Origin of the sequence: Undibacter mobilis, assembly GCF_003367195.1 — a bacterium.
Classification (GTDB): domain Bacteria; phylum Pseudomonadota; class Alphaproteobacteria; order Rhizobiales; family Xanthobacteraceae; genus Pseudolabrys; species Pseudolabrys mobilis.
The window spans coordinates 2,762,256-2,776,368 of record NZ_QRGO01000001.1; the positions used below are offsets into that span (position 1 = coordinate 2,762,256).

Consider the following 14,113-nt stretch of genomic DNA (forward strand, 5'->3'; position numbering starts at 1 on the left):
AGATGGTAAACGATCCGATCGGCGACATGATCACGCGCATCCGCAACGCGCAGATGCGTAACAAGTCCAAGGTTTCGATGCCGGGCTCCAAGCAGCGCGAGCGCGTTGCCGAAGTGCTCAAGATCGAAGGCTACGTCCGCGGCTATGCCGTGGTGGCGCATGCCAACGGCCGCAGCGAGCTCGAGATCGAACTCAAGTATTTCGACGGCGCTCCGGTGATCCGCGAAATCGAGCGCGTCTCGAAGCCTGGCCGCCGCGTCTATGCGTCGGTCAAGAACCTGCCGCGTATCAACAACGGTCTCGGCGTTGCCATCGTCTCGACGCCGAAGGGCGTCATGGCGGACCACGCCGCGCGCGACGCCAATGTTGGCGGCGAAATTCTCTGCACGGTGTTCTGATGTCCCGTATTGGCAAAAAACCGATCTCCGTTCCGTCGGGCGTCACCGCAAACGTCGAAGGCCAAACCGTCAAGGTGAAGGGTGCCAAGGGCGCTCTGCAATTCACCTTCCCGGATGACGTTGCGCTGTCCCTCGACAAGGGCGCCGTGAAGGTCGAGCCGCGCAATGAATCCAAGCGCGCTCGCTCGCTGTGGGGTACTTCGCGCACGCTGGTCTCGAATCTGATGACCGGCGTCAGCAAGGGCTTCGAAGAGAAACTCGAGATCAACGGCGTCGGTTACCGCGCGGCGGTGCAGGGCAAGAACCTGCAGCTCCAGCTCGGCTACTCGCACGACGTGGTGTTCCCGATCCCGGCCGGCATCGCGATTGCGACGCCGAAGCCGACGGAAATCGTGATCACCGGCATCGATAAGCAGGTCGTCGGCCAGGTCGCCGCCGAAATCCGTGCCTTCCGCGGTCCCGAACCGTACAAGGGCAAGGGCGTCAAGTACGCCGGCGAATTCATCTTCCGCAAGGAAGGCAAGAAGAAGTAAGGGGCGAGAGCCATGTCGAAAGCCAATATCCGCACCGCGCGGCGGACGGCGTCGGTTCGGCGCAAGATCAAGGCCGTGTCAACCGGTCGCGCCCGTCTGTCGGTGTTCCGCTCGTCGAAGCACATGCACGTTCAGCTCATCGACGACGAGAAGGGCGTTACCGTCGCGTCCGCCTCGACGCTCGAGAAGGATCTGCGTGGCAGCCTGAAGTCCGGCGCCAATATCGAGGCCGCCAAGCAGGTCGGGAAACTGATTGCCGAGCGTGCCAAGAAGCAGGGCATCAAGGACGTCGTGTTCGACCGCGGCGGCTACATCTATCACGGCCGCATCAAGGCCCTGGCCGAAGCCGCCCGCGAAGGCGGGCTGAACTTCTAAACGTATTCGTACAGACGAACGGATTTATTAGATGGCACAAGAACCCCGCAGAGACCGCGAGCGCGGCCACGGTCGTGAAGAGCGCGATAGCGAGTTCACGGACAAGCTGGTCCATATCAATCGCGTCGCCAAGGTGGTCAAGGGCGGCAAGCGCTTCGGTTTCGCCGCGCTGGTTGTCGTCGGCGATCAGAAGGGCCGCGTCGGCTTCGGTCACGGCAAGGCGCGTGAAGTGCCGGAAGCGATCCGTAAGGCGACCGATGCGGCCAAGCGTTCGCTGACCCGCGTCGCGTTGCGCGAAGGCCGCACGCTGCATCACGACGTGTTCGGCCGCCACGGCGCCGGCAAGGTCTACCTGCGCGCGGCGCCTCCCGGCACCGGCATCATCGCCGGCGGCCCGATGCGCGCCGTGTTCGAAACGCTCGGCATGCAGGACATTGTCGCCAAGTCGCTCGGTTCGTCGAACCCGTACAACGTCGTGCGCGCAACCTTCGACGCGCTCAAGCACCAGGACTCGCCGCGCTCGGTCGCCGGTCGCCGCAACCTCAAGGTTTCGACCTTGCAGTCGCGCCGCCGCGAAGGCGCCGACGAAGTCGCGGCCGACTGACAGATAAGGAATTAAGGCCATGGCCACCGCGAAGAAGACCCTCAAGGTGCAGCAGATCGCCAGCCCGCTGCGCTGCCATTTCGATCAGCGCCAGACCCTCATCGGCCTCGGGCTGAACAAGGTCGGCCGCGTCAGCGAATTGCCGGACACGCCGCAAACCCACGGCATGATCCGCAAGCTGCCGCATCTGGTGCGGATCGTCGAAGAGACGAAGTGATTTCATCCATCGTCGCGGTCTGAGCGGCGAGGGACGATCAAAGGACGAGAGCAATGAAACTCAACGAGATCGCCGACAATCCCGGCGCCCGCAAGAACCGCCTGCGCATCGGCCGCGGCATCGGCTCCGGCATGGGCAAGACCGGCGGCCGCGGCGGCAAGGGCCAGACCGCGCGTTCCGGCGTGCGCATCAAGGGCTTCGAAGGCGGCCAGATGCCGCTGCATCGCCGCCTGCCGAAGCGTGGCTTCCGCAACACTGCGTTCCAGGCGCGCCTCAACGAGGTGAGCCTCGGCAAGCTACAGGCCGCTATCGACGCCGGCAAGCTCGACGCCAAGGCGACGGTTGACGCCGAGGCGATGGTGAAGGCTGGCCTGATGCGCCGAGCCAAGGACGGCGTGAAGCTGCTCGGCACCGGCGAACTGAAGGCCAAGGTCGATGTCGCTGTTTACGGTGCGACCAAGACGGCCGTCGCCGCGATCGAAAAGGCGGGCGGATCGGTTAAGATCCTCAAGCCGGTGGTCGAGGAAGACGACGAGCCGCGCGGCAAGAACAAGCGCAAGGCCGCCAAGCAAGCCTGAGCGCCGATTGGAATTTAAGGCCTCGCCCAAAAGGCGGGGCCTTTGCGACGACTACCGGTTCCGCACGCCAGACCCTATCTAGGGTGGCAGGGGCGGGGCCTATGTGAAGAAGGCGCCGCGCCACTCCTCGTCAAGCAAGCCGGCGATCCGGGGAGCGGCTTTCAGGCGTCGGCAGGAGCGAGCGAATGGTTTCGGCAGCGGAACAACTGGCAGCCAATCTCAATTTCGGCGCGCTCGCCAAGGCCGATGAGCTTAAGAAGCGCATCTGGTTCACCATCGGCGCGCTGTTGGTTTATCGCCTCGGCACCTACATTCCGCTGCCGGGCATTGACCCCACCGCTTGGGCGCAGCTGTTCAACAGTCAGTCGGGCGGCATTCTCGGCATGTTCAACATGTTCTCCGGTGGCGGCATCCACCGGATGGCGATCTTCGCCTTGAACATTATGCCTTACATCTCGGCCTCCATCATTATTCAGCTGATGACGACGGTGTCGCCGCAGCTTGAAGCGCTGAAGAAGGAAGGCGAGGCCGGCCGCAAGGTCATGAACCAGTACACCCGGTATCTCACCGTGGTGTTGGCGCTGTTCCAGTCCTACGGCATCGCCGTCGGTCTGCAGGGCGCCGGCAATGTCGTCAGCCAGCCTGGCCTGTTCTTCCTGATTTCGACCACAATCACGCTCACCGGCGGCACCATGTTCCTGATGTGGCTCGGCGAACAGATCACCGCGCGCGGCATTGGCAACGGCATCTCGCTGATCATCTTCGCCGGCATCGTCGCCGAACTGCCGGCTGCCATCGCAAACACCCTCGAACTCGGCCGTCAGGGTGCGATCTCGACCGGCTTTATCCTGCTGGTCATCGTGATGTCGGTCGTTGTTATTGCCTTCATCGTGTTTATGGAGCGCGCGCAGCGCCGCCTGCTGATTCAGTATCCGAAGCGCCAGGTCGGCAACCGCATGTTCGAGGGCCAGTCCTCGCATCTGCCGCTCAAGCTCAACACTTCGGGCGTCATTCCGCCGATCTTCGCCTCGTCGCTGCTGCTGCTGCCCACGACGGTCGCGAACTTCAACGCTGGCTCGGGGCCCGAATGGCTGACCACGGTGACGACATTGCTCGGTCACGGCCGGCCGCTGTTCCTGGTGCTGTATCTGGCGCTGATCGTGTTCTTCTGCTTCTTCTACACCGCAGTCGTATTCAACCCGACTGAGACGGCCGAGAATTTGAAGAAGCACGGCGGCTTCATTCCCGGCATCCGTCCTGGCGAGCGTACTGCCGAATACATCGACTATGTGCTGTCGCGAATCACGATCGTTGGTGCGATCTATCTGTCGATCGTCTGTTTGATCCCGGAAGTTCTGATTTCCTATGCCGCGGTGCCGTTCTACTTCGGCGGCACGTCGCTGCTCATCGTCGTCTCGGTGACGATGGACACCGTTGCGCAGGTGCAGGGCTATCTGCTGGCGCATCAGTACGAAGGCCTGATCAAGAAATCCAAATTGCGGGGGCGCAATAGATGAGATTGATCCTGCTCGGCCCGCCGGGGGCGGGGAAGGGCACGCAGTCGCAGCGACTCGTCGACAAGCACGGCATCGTGCAGCTGTCGACCGGCGACATGCTTCGCGCAGCCGTCGCGGCCGGTACACCGGTCGGCCTGAAAGCCAAGAGCATCATGGAAGCCGGGCAGCTGGTGCCGGACGAGGTCGTGGTTGCGATCATCGCCGACCGAATCGACCAGCCCGATGCCAGCAAGGGCTTTGTACTTGATGGCTTCCCGCGCACCGTTCCGCAGGCGGAGGCGCTGGACAAGCTGCTGGCTGATCGCGGCCTCAAGCTCGACGCCGTGATCGAGCTGAAGGTCGACGAGGGCATCCTGATCAAACGCATTGAGAACCGGGTCGCGGAAATGACCGCGCGGGGCGAAAAAGTGCGCTCGGACGACAAACCGGAGGTCCTCAAAGGCCGTCTGGACGCCTACAGGGCGCAGACCGCGCCGCTGACCGGCTATTACGATTCCAAGGGCATGCTGAGGAGCGTCGACGGCATGGCCCCGGTAGACCAGGTAACCGCTGCGCTAGATGGTATCCTGAAACCATCTAAGACCATCTAGCAGAGGTTGACGAAGCCCTCATGAATCCCTTAATAGAGAGCGTATCCAAGAGTTTGGCGCGATACCGGTTCCCCCAAGAGGGCGGGAACGGGTGTCGTCTTACGTTTTGCCTAACCCCTTCCAGGGAAACAAGAATTTGCCGCCTTACAGCGGCTGGCCGGTAACAGGAGAGAGCATCCGTGGCTCGTATCGCGGGCGTCAATTTGCCCACCAATAAGCGTGTTGTCATCGCGCTCCAGTACATCCATGGCATCGGTCAGAAGATCGCCAAGGATATTGTCACCAAGCTGAACCTGCCGGCCGAGCGCCGCGTGTCGCAGCTCACCGACGCTGAGGTTCTGCAGATCCGCGAACTCATCGACCAGGAATATCTGGTGGAAGGCGATCTGCGTCGCGAGACGTCGATGAACATCAAGCGTCTGATGGACCTCGGCTGCTACCGCGGCCTGCGTCACCGCAAGGGCCTGCCGGTCCGCGGTCAGCGCACGCACACCAACGCGCGCACGCGCAAAGGCCCGGCGAAGACCATCGCCGGCAAGAAGAAGACTGCCTAACCGAGCTGAACGTGCCCGCGCCGCATGACGGCAGGCGGGCTTTGAAGGGACTGATTGACTATGGCGAAGGAAGCCACCACCCGCGTCCGCCGGCGCGAGCGCAAGAACATCGCGTCGGGCGTCGCCCACGTGAACGCGTCGTTCAACAACACCATGATCACCATCACCGACGCGCAGGGCAACGCTATCGCCTGGTCGTCGTCCGGTACGATGGGCTTCAAGGGTTCGCGCAAGTCGACGCCTTATGCGGCGCAGATGGCCGCGGAAGACGCTTCGAAGAAGGCGCAGGAGCACGGCATGCGCACCCTCGAAGTGGAAGTGTCCGGTCCGGGTTCGGGTCGCGAGTCGGCGTTGCGTGCGTTGCAGGCTTCCGGCTTCACCATCACGTCAATTCGTGATGTGACCTCGATCCCGCACAATGGCTGCCGGCCGCGCAAGCGGCGTCGGGTGTAATTGATTTCGTAAGGCGGACGCTCGGGATTACCCGCGTCCGCCGCCGCCGTTCATTGACCCCACACGCGGCGGGTGGGGTGCGCTGGGCAGGCTCAGCGATGCGCTCCTCTAACGAGCGACGCTCATAACGGGTGAACACGTGATTCAGAAAAATTGGCAGGAACTGATCAGGCCGAACAAGCTCCAGGTGACGGCGGGGTCCGACCCGGCGCGCTTTGCGACCGTCATCGCCGAGCCGCTCGAGCGCGGTTTTGGCGTAACGCTTGGCAATGCGCTGCGGCGCATTTTGTTGTCGTCGCTGCAGGGCGCGGCGGTGCAGTCCGTCCACATCGACGGCGTGCTGCATGAGTTCTCCTCGATCGCTGGCGTGCGCGAGGACGTCACCGACCTTGTGCTCAACGTCAAGGACATCGCCATCAAGATGCAGGGCGAAGGCCCCAAGCGCATGGTGGTGAAGAAGCAGGGTCCGGGCACCGTTACCGCGGGCGACATTCAGACCGTCGGCGATGTCGTGGTGCTCAACCCCGATCTCGTGCTCTGCACGCTGGACGAGGGCGCCGAGATCCGCATGGAGCTCACCGTCAACACCGGCAAGGGCTATGTGGCCGCCGAGCGTAACCGTCCGGAAGATGCGCCGATCGGTCTGATCCCGGTCGACTCGCTGTACTCGCCGGTGCGCAAGGTGTCGTACAAGGTCGAGAACACCCGCGAAGGTCAGATCCTCGACTACGACAAGCTGACGCTGACCATCGAGACCAACGGCGCGGTGACGCCGGAAGATTCGCTGGCTTATGCCGCGCGCATCCTCCAGGACCAGCTCAACGTATTCGTGAACTTCGAGGAGCCCCGCAAGGAGCAGGCCGCGGAAACCATCCCGGACCTCGCCTTCAACCCGGCTTTCCTCAAGAAGGTGGACGAGCTCGAGCTGTCGGTGCGTTCGGCCAACTGTCTCAAGAACGACAACATCGTCTACATCGGCGATCTGGTTCAGAAGACCGAAGCCGAGATGCTGCGCACGCCGAACTTCGGCCGCAAGTCGCTCAACGAGATCAAGGAAGTGCTGGCGCAGATGGGCCTCCACCTCGGCATGGAAGTGCCGGGCTGGCCGCCGGAAAACATCGAAGAGCTCGCCAAGCGCTTCGAGGATCATTACTAGAAATACTCGAACCGGGCGCCGCCCGGTTCGGGCTTTTAGCCGCCTTCCGCGGCGCTCCGGAATGGTCCGGGGCAAACAGGATAGAGGCAGGGAGTTACGCGATGCGTCACGGTAAAGTCTATCGCAAGTTGGGAAGGCACTCTTCGCATCGCATGGCGATGCTGGCCAACATGGCCGCTTCCTTGATCAAGCACGAGCAGATCGTCACGACTCTGCCGAAGGCGAAGGAACTGCGTCCGATCGTCGAGAAGCTGATCACGCTCGGCAAGAAGGGCGATCTGTCGGCCCGCCGCCAGGCGATCTCCGAGCTGCGCGATGCCAACATGGTCAAGAAGCTCTTCGACACGCTGGCGCCGCGTTACAAGGATCGTCACGGCGGCTACACCCGCATCATGAAAGCCGGCTTTCGCTATGGCGACAATGCGGCGCAGGCCGTGATTGAGTTTGTCGATCGCGACGTCGATGCCAAGGGCCTGGATTCGGGCCCAGTGCAGGCCAAGCAGGCCGAAGACGAAAACGCTTAAGGAGCGATGCGCTTCGCGCTGACAATGATAACAAGGGCGGTGCTTGGCACCGCCCTTTTTCTTTTGGTCGCTGCCGGGATGGCAGGTCGCGCGATGGGCGATACAAAAGCCGACCAGGCCCTGATCGAGGCCGCAGGCCGCGGCGATGGCATTGCCGTGCGCCGGCTGATCGCCGAGGGCGCCAGCGTTCGGGCGCGCGACGGGCAGGGCCGCACGGCGCTGCTCGCTGCGACCCATGCTCCGCCGGGCGTCGGGACGGAGGCCGCAAGGCTGCTGATTGCGGCCGGCGCCGACGTCAACGCGAAGGACGCGATCCAGGATTCGCCCTACCTTTACGCCGCTGCCGAAGGCCGCAACGACATCCTGCGCATGACGCTGGCGGCCGGCGCCGACCTCCAGAGCACCAACCGCTATGGCGGCACCGGCTTGATCCCGGCCGCCCACCATGGCCATCCGGAAACCGTGCGCATTCTTCTGCGCACCGCGATCGACAAGGACCACGTCAACAAACTTGGCTGGACGGCGCTCCTGGAAGCCATCGTGCTGGGGGATGGCGGGCCGGTACATACCGAGATCGTGCGCGATCTGGTGCGGTCAGGTGCAAGTGTAACTATCGCCGACCGCGAGGGCGTCAGCCCACTCGCCCACGCCCGCCGCCGCGGCTATGCCGCCATCGTTGCGATCCTGGAAACGGCCGGCGCGCGATAGCCGGTGTTTGATAACGCTGCGCTTGTGATGGCGGTCACATCGGGGTCCCGGTATTGTGATATTCGGGCGCCACACAAGAAGCGAATTCCACCTCGGGGGACAATCATGTTCAAAGTCATGCCGCGGCGTGCGTTTGGCGCAGCCGCCTTGTTTGTATTATCCGCTTTGGCCGGCACCGCCGCCAACGCGCAGGCGAATGGGGATCTGGTCGCGCGCGGCGGCTATCTCGTCAACACCGTGATGACCTGCCACAACTGCCATACGCCCATGGGGCCGAACGGCCCGGATTTCTCCCGGGCGTTGTCGGGCGGGTTGTTGTTCGACGAGCCGCCGTTCAAGGTGACCGGCTCGAACATCACGCAGGACAAGGAAACCGGCATCGGCAGCTGGACCGATGCCCAGATCAAGCATCTGCTGCGCACCGGACAGCGGCCGAATGGCGTGCAGATTGCCGCTGTGATGCCCACCGCCTTCTACGGCATCATCACCGAACGCGACATGGACGCCATCGTCGCTTATCTGCGCACGGTCAAGCCGGTCAAGAACAAGGTGCCGGACCCGGTCTACAAGATGCAGATCCCGCATCACGCGTTCCCCGGAGCGGAAAAGCCCTACACGGAAGCGATGCTGAGCGACAAGGTGAAGAATGGCTTCTACCTCGCCACCATCGCCCACTGCATGGAGTGCCACACGCCGTTCGGCGCCAGGGGCAAGGACTTCGTCGGCGATCTCGGCAAGGGCGGCATGGAATTCCCGGGGCCCTGGGGCAAGTCGGTGTCGGCCAATATTACCGCGAGCAAAGCCAAGGGTCTCGGCGACTGGACCGACGCGCAGATCAGAGCCGCGATCACACAAGGCGTGTCCATGGACGGCCACAAGCTCAGGCCGCCGATGGGGTATCCCTTTTATGCGCGCATGACCGGCGAAGATATCGACGCGATGATTGCCTATCTGCGCATGGTGCCGGCCAAGGAGTGACGGCTACCGCTTTTTCTTCTTGCCCTTCACCAGCATCTTCACCTTCGCCGCATCCGCCACGGTCGCTGGCGTGTAGACGACCAGCCCGAGATCGGGCCGGCCGTCGACGGCGAAGGATGAATATTCGAGGCCGATCATGTCGCCCTTGGGCGATCGGATATTCTTGGTGCCTTCGCCGTAATGGCGCACGTCGTTCTCGCGCCACATCGCCGCGAAGTCAGGGCTGGCCGCGCTCAGTTCATCGACCAGTGCCTTGACCTTGTCGGATGCACCGGATCGCGCGGCATCGGCGCGAAATGCGGCGACGACAAAACGGGCGACGGCGTGCCAGTCCTTTTGTCGTGCGCGGCTGTACGGGTCGGCGAAAATAATACGGAGGATGTTGCGATTGTTGGGCGGCAGTTTTGCGTAATCGGTGAGCACCGCCGCTGCGGCTTTATTCCAGGCGACCACATCCCAAGTCGTGGTCTTCACCACGGCAGGGTTCAGCTCCATGGAGTCGATCAGCCGTTGCAGGCGGGGCGACACGCCCTGATCGGCATGCACATGCGCATGCGCGTCCGGCGCACGGCCGAGGCCGATGAAGAAGAGATGCTCGCGCTCGGCCTGCGTCAGCATCAGCGCGCGGGCGATGCGGTCGAGCACATCGGCGGACGGAGCGCCGCCGCGGCCCTGTTCGAGCCATGTGTACCAGGTGGCGCTGACATGAGCGCGCTGCGCCACCTCCTCGCGGCGCAGCCCCGGCGTGCGGCGTCGCGTGAGCGGCAGCCCGAACGCGGCCGGATCAAGCTTTGCCCGGCGGTCCTTCAGATAAAGACCGAGTTGTTTCTCGTCGTTGGCGGCCGCCGGCATCTCGCATCCTGTTAGAAATTATAATAGGATAAGGTCACCTATTTACCCGGATATCTATACGCCTAGATTGGCCTCCAGACAAATCGCGTGTGTTGTCACGCGCCATGAAAAGAGGCTTCCCATGCGTGTTTTCGTCACCGGCGCGACCGGCTTTGTCGGCGCCGCCGTCGTCCAGGATCTGATCGGAGCTGGCCATTCCGTGCTCGGCCTGACGCGCTCGGACAAGGGCGCGGCCGAACTCAGGGCGGCAGGCGCCGAGGTGCATCAGGGCTCGCTCGAGGATCTCGACAGCCTCATACGCGGCGCCAAAGCCGTGGATGCCGTGATCCATACCGCGTTCAATCATGACTTCACCCGCTTCGTGCAGAGCTGCGAGGATGATCGCCGTATCGTCGAGGCGATGGGCAATGCGCTGGTCGGCACCGGCAAGACGCTGATCGTCACGTCGGGCACCGGCGTTGTTCACGGCCTTGCCACCGAGGACAGCGAGCCGGGCCAGCATCCCCGCGCGGCCTCGGAGTACGCCACCGCTGCCGCAGCCTCACGCGGCGTGCGGGCGATGATCGTGCGTCTGCCGCAGGTGCATGGCGATGGCGATCATGCCTTCGTGCCGCTCACCATCAATCTCGCGCGCGAGAAAGGCGAGGCGGTCTATATCGGCGATGGTTCGAACCGCTGGCCAGCGGTGCATCGTTTCGATGCCGCACCGGTCTATCGTCTGGCGCTCGAGAAGGGCACGGCGTTCCGCTATCACGCTGTTGCGGAAGAGGGCGTGCCGTTCCGCGATATCGCCGAGGTGACGGGCCGTCGCTTGAATGTGCCGGTCGTCAGCAAGACGCGAGACGAAGCCGCCGCGCATTTCGGCTGGTTCATCCATTTCGCATCGGCGGACATGCCGGCCTCGAGTGCGAAAACGCGCGCCGAACTCAAGTGGAATCCGGCAGGGCCGAAGCTCCTGCCGGATATTGATCGCGAGATCTACTTCGAGACGTAACGAGGTCTCACCGATCAGCAGAAGGCGTCGCGTGCGATGCCGTGTTGGCGGTGAGATTCTGTCAGGGAGCTCACCAACCAGAAAGCACAATTTTGCCGATGGTCGTGCCGGTTTCGACCTGCTGATGCGCCTTGATCAGGTTCGCCGCATTGATCGGCGACAGCTCCTGAGCGGCCGTGGTGATCATCAGCCCGGCGTCGACCATCGCCGATACTTCGTTGAGCAGCTTGTGCTGGGTTATCATGTCCGCGGCTCCGAATACCGAGCGAGTGAACATCGATTCCCAGTGAACCGAGATCGACTTCGGCTTGAACGGCATCACGTTGAGGCTTTTCGGGTCGTCGATGAGCACGAACTGGCCCTGCGGCGCGATAATATCGGCGAGTTGCGGCGCGCTTTGGTCGGTCCCGGTGATGCCGGCGACCATTGCCACCTGCGGATGGCCGATGGCCTTCAATTGTTCGGCCAGCGGCTTGTGGTGGTCGATGACGTGATCGGCGCCGAGCTTGAGGCACCAGTCGCGCGTTTCCTGCCGTGAGGCGGTGGCAATGATCGTGAGCCCGGTGAGCCGGCGCGCGAGCTGGATCATGATCGAGCCGACGCCGCCACCGCCGCCGATCACCAGCACGGCGCGGCCGTCCGGTGTCTTGGCGGGCTTCACGCCGAGGCGGTCGAACAGCATTTCCCAGGCGGTGATGCTGGTCAGCGGCAGTGCCGCTGCCTGCGCGAAGGTGAGGGACGTGGGCTTCTTGCCGACGATGCGTTCGTCGACCAAATGAAATTCGCTGTTAGTGCCGGGGCGGGCGATCGAGCCGGCGTAGAACACCTCGTCGCCGGCCTTGAACAAAGTGACGTCCGCACCGACCGCCTCGACCACGCCGGCGGCGTCATAGCCCAGTACCTTGGGCGGCTCGCCGGCTTTCGGTTCGGCGCGCATCCGCACCTTGGTGTCGACCGGATTGACCGAGATGGCCTTGACCGCCACCCGCAGGTCGTGCGGGCCGGGGCTGGGCTTGTCGGCGGTGAAATCGACGAGGGCTTTGGGATCGGTGAGGGGCAGGGACTTGAGGTAGCCGACGGCTTTCATGGCGGTCTCCGGAATTGAGACCTTTCACATCTGCGATTGGATGCAACCTTGCAAGTATGGATTTTTATTGTATCTAGTGCCTGAAAAGGTACCTTTGCGACGAATCAAGAGGTTACGTGATGTTGATGCCCCCGCAACGCCTGCCGAAGAAGGCTCCGAAGCCACCCCGCGATTATGACTGCGCGGCCGGATGTCCGGTCGAGGCGACCCTCGAACTGATCGATGGCAAGTGGAAGGGCGTCATTCTGTTTCATCTTCAGGATGGCCCGGTGCGCTTCAACGCCCTGCGCCGTGGCCTCCATGGCATTACCCAGCGCATGCTGACCAAACAGCTCCGCGAGCTGGAACAGGCCGGGCTGATCCTGCGTCAGGTCTATGCCGAGGTGCCGCCGCGGGTTGAATACCGGTTATCGCCGCTAGGCGAGACCATGCAGCCGGTCATCGAAACGCTGAAGAACTGGGGTGAGACCTACCTTAAAGGCCGCAAGCGCGGCGAAGCCGGTCCGATCAACGCCATGCCAGCCGACGAGGCGCGGCTGTAACGGCCTTTTTTCGGCCAACAGGTTTTGTAGATCAAGCCATCATCGATCGCATTGTCGGAACTTCACATGATCCGCTCGATAGCTGCCGTTCTTGTTTTTGTCGTTGCCTCCGCCGTCGCCGCACCGGCACAGGATCGCCGCGTGCCGACTACGAATGAGGTGCGGCTGTCTTATTCGCCGATCGTCAAGCACGTCGCGCCCGCGGTGGTGAACGTCTACGCGGCCAAAACCGTGCAGACGCGCAACCCGCTGTTCGACGATCCGATCTTCCGCCGTTTCTTCGGCGGCGGGCCGGGCGGACTGAACCAGGTGCAGCGCTCGCTCGGCTCCGGCGTCATCGTCGATCCGACGGGGCTGATCGTCACCAATGTCCACGTCATCGAAGGTGCCGACGAGATCAAGGTGTCGCTCGCCGACAAGCGCGAGTTTGAAGCGACCGTGGTGCTGAAAGACCCGCGCACCGATCTTGCGGTGATGCGTATCAAGGATGGCGCAGCATTTCCATTCCTCGAATTCGCCAACTCCGACACGCTGGAAGTGGGCGATCTGGTGCTGGCCATCGGCAATCCGTTCGGTGTCGGCCAGACGGTGACGCACGGTATCGTCTCGGCGCTGGCGCGCACGCAGGTCGGCGTCTCCGATTATCAGTTCTTCATCCAGACCGACGCCGCGATCAATCCGGGCAATTCCGGCGGCGCGCTGGTCGATATCAATGGCCGGCTTGTGGGCATCAACACGGCGATTTTTTCGCGCTCGGGCGGCTCGCAGGGTGTCGGTTTCGCCATCCCGGCCAACATGGTGAGGGTCGTTGTCGCGTCCGCCAAGGGCGGCGGCGGCGCGGTGCGGCGGCCGTGGCTCGGCGCCACGCTGCAAACCGTGACGCCGGAGATTGCCGACGGCCTCAATCTCAAGCGCCCGGCTGGCGCGCTGATTTCCAACGTCATGCGCGATGGGCCCGCCGCCAAGGCCGGCCTTAAAGCCGGCGATCTGATCGTCTCGATCGACGGCCAGGATGTCGATGACAGCAACGCCTTCGATTATCGCTTTGCAACGAAGCCGCTTGGCGGCTCCGCCAAGCTGGGCGTCATGCGCGCCGGCCGCGAGATGGCAGCGACGATCGCGCTTGAAACCGCGCCGGATGCGCCGCGCGACGAAATCACGATTCAATCGCGCTCACCCTTTTCCGGCGCGCGCGTCGCCAATTTGTCGCCGGCGCTGGCCGACGAACTGCAATTGCAGAACATCGATACTGGCGTGGTCATCGTCGGCACCGACGACGGTTCGGTCGCCGGCAATCTCGGCTTCCAGCGCGGCGACGTGATCCAGGAAGTTAACGGCACGCGCGTCGACAAAACGCGCGATCTCGATCGCCTGTCGCGCACGCCGAGCAATGGCTGGCGTATCGTGATTCTGCGGCGCGGGCAGAAGATCTCCGCGATGTTCGGGGGGTAAT

General features: G+C 63.3%; 19 protein-coding genes. 17 read left to right on the forward strand and 2 right to left on the reverse strand.

All coding sequences use genetic code 11. The features are described 5' to 3' along the window. Nucleotides 1–2 precede the first annotated feature (2 nt). The 14 genes from rpsH to DXH78_RS13150 all read left to right on the forward strand — a co-directional run bounded on the left by rpsH (nucleotide 3) and on the right by DXH78_RS13150 (nucleotide 9,185). The gene (gene rpsH / locus DXH78_RS13085; RefSeq protein WP_115517448.1) at nucleotides 3–398 is read left to right on the forward strand and encodes a 30S ribosomal protein S8; all 396 of its coding nucleotides are present in this window, start codon (nucleotides 3–5) and stop codon (nucleotides 396–398) included. After that, nucleotides 398–931 (forward strand): 50S ribosomal protein L6, encoded by a 534-nt coding sequence (gene rplF / locus DXH78_RS13090; protein ID WP_115517449.1) that lies wholly within the window; start codon nucleotides 398–400, stop codon nucleotides 929–931. Before rpsH ends, rplF begins: the two co-directional genes overlap by 1 nt. A 12-nt stretch (nucleotides 932–943) precedes the next feature. Further along, the gene (rplR, locus tag DXH78_RS13095; protein ID WP_115517450.1) at nucleotides 944–1,306 is read left to right on the forward strand and encodes a 50S ribosomal protein L18; all 363 of its coding nucleotides are present in this window, start codon (nucleotides 944–946) and stop codon (nucleotides 1,304–1,306) included. A 31-nt stretch (nucleotides 1,307–1,337) separates the two neighbouring features. Next, complete coding sequence (rpsE, locus tag DXH78_RS13100) at nucleotides 1,338–1,910, forward strand: 30S ribosomal protein S5 (RefSeq protein WP_115517451.1); 573 nt, start codon at nucleotides 1,338–1,340, stop codon at nucleotides 1,908–1,910. 19 nt (nucleotides 1,911–1,929) lie between these two features. Then, on the forward strand, nucleotides 1,930–2,127 hold the full coding sequence (rpmD, locus tag DXH78_RS13105; protein WP_115517452.1) for a 50S ribosomal protein L30: 198 nt from the start codon (nucleotides 1,930–1,932) through the stop codon (nucleotides 2,125–2,127). A 53-nt stretch (nucleotides 2,128–2,180) separates the two neighbouring features. Further along, on the forward strand, nucleotides 2,181–2,705 hold the full coding sequence (rplO, locus tag DXH78_RS13110; protein ID WP_115517453.1) for a 50S ribosomal protein L15: 525 nt from the start codon (nucleotides 2,181–2,183) through the stop codon (nucleotides 2,703–2,705). A 185-nt stretch (nucleotides 2,706–2,890) separates the two neighbouring features. Beyond that, nucleotides 2,891–4,222, forward strand: coding sequence for a preprotein translocase subunit SecY (gene secY, locus DXH78_RS13115; RefSeq protein WP_115517454.1), 1,332 nt, complete (start codon nucleotides 2,891–2,893; stop codon nucleotides 4,220–4,222). Next, nucleotides 4,219–4,812 (forward strand): adenylate kinase, encoded by a 594-nt coding sequence (locus DXH78_RS13120; protein WP_115517455.1) that lies wholly within the window; start codon nucleotides 4,219–4,221, stop codon nucleotides 4,810–4,812. Before secY ends, DXH78_RS13120 begins: the two co-directional genes overlap by 4 nt. Nucleotides 4,813–4,991: 179 nt before the next feature. Further along, nucleotides 4,992–5,366, forward strand: coding sequence for a 30S ribosomal protein S13 (gene rpsM, locus DXH78_RS13125; RefSeq protein ID WP_115517456.1), 375 nt, complete (start codon nucleotides 4,992–4,994; stop codon nucleotides 5,364–5,366). Nucleotides 5,367–5,426: 60 nt separating this feature from the next. Next, on the forward strand, nucleotides 5,427–5,819 hold the full coding sequence (gene rpsK / locus DXH78_RS13130) for a 30S ribosomal protein S11 (RefSeq protein WP_115517457.1): 393 nt from the start codon (nucleotides 5,427–5,429) through the stop codon (nucleotides 5,817–5,819). Between the two features lie 124 nt (nucleotides 5,820–5,943). Next, complete coding sequence (locus DXH78_RS13135; RefSeq protein WP_210209583.1) at nucleotides 5,944–6,975, forward strand: DNA-directed RNA polymerase subunit alpha; 1,032 nt, start codon at nucleotides 5,944–5,946, stop codon at nucleotides 6,973–6,975. A 101-nt stretch (nucleotides 6,976–7,076) separates the two neighbouring features. Then, a complete protein-coding gene (gene rplQ / locus DXH78_RS13140) occupies nucleotides 7,077–7,499 on the forward strand; it encodes a 50S ribosomal protein L17 (protein ID WP_115517459.1) in 423 nt (140 codons plus the stop codon). Nucleotides 7,500–7,592: 93 nt separating this feature from the next. Further along, a complete protein-coding gene (locus DXH78_RS13145) occupies nucleotides 7,593–8,207 on the forward strand; it encodes an ankyrin repeat domain-containing protein (RefSeq protein ID WP_347337769.1) in 615 nt (204 codons plus the stop codon). Nucleotides 8,208–8,312: 105 nt separating this feature from the next. Then, nucleotides 8,313–9,185 (forward strand): c-type cytochrome, encoded by an 873-nt coding sequence (locus DXH78_RS13150; RefSeq protein WP_245416811.1) that lies wholly within the window; start codon nucleotides 8,313–8,315, stop codon nucleotides 9,183–9,185. A 3-nt stretch (nucleotides 9,186–9,188) separates the two neighbouring features. Here the strand turns inward: DXH78_RS13150 and DXH78_RS13155 are convergent, their stop codons facing one another. Further along, entirely contained in the window at nucleotides 9,189–10,037 is an 849-nt protein-coding gene (locus DXH78_RS13155; RefSeq protein ID WP_115517461.1) for a helix-turn-helix transcriptional regulator, read from the reverse strand. A 121-nt stretch (nucleotides 10,038–10,158) separates the two neighbouring features. Between DXH78_RS13155 and DXH78_RS13160 the strand changes: the two genes are divergently transcribed. Beyond that, on the forward strand, nucleotides 10,159–11,031 hold the full coding sequence (locus DXH78_RS13160; protein ID WP_115517462.1) for an SDR family oxidoreductase: 873 nt from the start codon (nucleotides 10,159–10,161) through the stop codon (nucleotides 11,029–11,031). A gap of 70 nt (nucleotides 11,032–11,101) precedes the next feature. Here the strand turns inward: DXH78_RS13160 and DXH78_RS13165 are convergent, their stop codons facing one another. Then, entirely contained in the window at nucleotides 11,102–12,118 is a 1,017-nt protein-coding gene (locus tag DXH78_RS13165; RefSeq protein WP_115517463.1) for a zinc-binding alcohol dehydrogenase family protein, read from the reverse strand. 119 nt (nucleotides 12,119–12,237) lie between these two features. On the opposite strand from DXH78_RS13165, the gene DXH78_RS13170 reads away from it, so the two are divergent. Further along, the gene (locus tag DXH78_RS13170; RefSeq protein WP_115517464.1) at nucleotides 12,238–12,660 is read left to right on the forward strand and encodes a winged helix-turn-helix transcriptional regulator; all 423 of its coding nucleotides are present in this window, start codon (nucleotides 12,238–12,240) and stop codon (nucleotides 12,658–12,660) included. 66 nt (nucleotides 12,661–12,726) lie between these two features. Further along, entirely contained in the window at nucleotides 12,727–14,112 is a 1,386-nt protein-coding gene (locus DXH78_RS13175) for a Do family serine endopeptidase (protein WP_115517465.1), read from the forward strand. The last annotated feature ends 1 nt before the right edge of the window (nucleotide 14,113 follow it).

Excerpts from the sequence above, each read along its gene's own strand:
- rpsH (WP_115517448.1), top strand. The coding sequence starts at position 3 with ATGGTAAACGATCCGATCGGCGACATGATCACGCGCATCCGCAACGCG.
- rplF (WP_115517449.1), top strand. The coding sequence starts at position 398 with ATGTCCCGTATTGGCAAAAAACCGATCTCCGTTCCGTCGGGCGTCACC.
- rplR (WP_115517450.1), top strand. The coding sequence starts at position 944 with ATGTCGAAAGCCAATATCCGCACCGCGCGGCGGACGGCGTCGGTTCGG.
- rpsE (WP_115517451.1), top strand. The coding sequence starts at position 1,338 with ATGGCACAAGAACCCCGCAGAGACCGCGAGCGCGGCCACGGTCGTGAA.
- rpmD (WP_115517452.1), top strand. The coding sequence starts at position 1,930 with ATGGCCACCGCGAAGAAGACCCTCAAGGTGCAGCAGATCGCCAGCCCG.
- rplO (WP_115517453.1), top strand. The coding sequence starts at position 2,181 with ATGAAACTCAACGAGATCGCCGACAATCCCGGCGCCCGCAAGAACCGC.
- secY (WP_115517454.1), top strand. The coding sequence starts at position 2,891 with ATGGTTTCGGCAGCGGAACAACTGGCAGCCAATCTCAATTTCGGCGCG.
- DXH78_RS13120 (WP_115517455.1), top strand. The coding sequence starts at position 4,219 with ATGAGATTGATCCTGCTCGGCCCGCCGGGGGCGGGGAAGGGCACGCAG.
- rpsK (WP_115517457.1), top strand. The coding sequence starts at position 5,427 with ATGGCGAAGGAAGCCACCACCCGCGTCCGCCGGCGCGAGCGCAAGAAC.
- rplQ (WP_115517459.1), top strand. The coding sequence starts at position 7,077 with ATGCGTCACGGTAAAGTCTATCGCAAGTTGGGAAGGCACTCTTCGCAT.
- DXH78_RS13145 (WP_347337769.1), top strand. The coding sequence starts at position 7,593 with ATGGGCGATACAAAAGCCGACCAGGCCCTGATCGAGGCCGCAGGCCGC.
- DXH78_RS13150 (WP_245416811.1), top strand. The coding sequence starts at position 8,313 with ATGTTCAAAGTCATGCCGCGGCGTGCGTTTGGCGCAGCCGCCTTGTTT.
- DXH78_RS13155 (WP_115517461.1), bottom strand. The coding sequence starts at position 10,037 with ATGCCGGCGGCCGCCAACGACGAGAAACAACTCGGTCTTTATCTGAAG.
- DXH78_RS13160 (WP_115517462.1), top strand. The coding sequence starts at position 10,159 with ATGCGTGTTTTCGTCACCGGCGCGACCGGCTTTGTCGGCGCCGCCGTC.
- DXH78_RS13165 (WP_115517463.1), bottom strand. The coding sequence starts at position 12,118 with ATGAAAGCCGTCGGCTACCTCAAGTCCCTGCCCCTCACCGATCCCAAA.
- DXH78_RS13170 (WP_115517464.1), top strand. The coding sequence starts at position 12,238 with ATGTTGATGCCCCCGCAACGCCTGCCGAAGAAGGCTCCGAAGCCACCC.
- DXH78_RS13175 (WP_115517465.1), top strand. The coding sequence starts at position 12,727 with ATGATCCGCTCGATAGCTGCCGTTCTTGTTTTTGTCGTTGCCTCCGCC.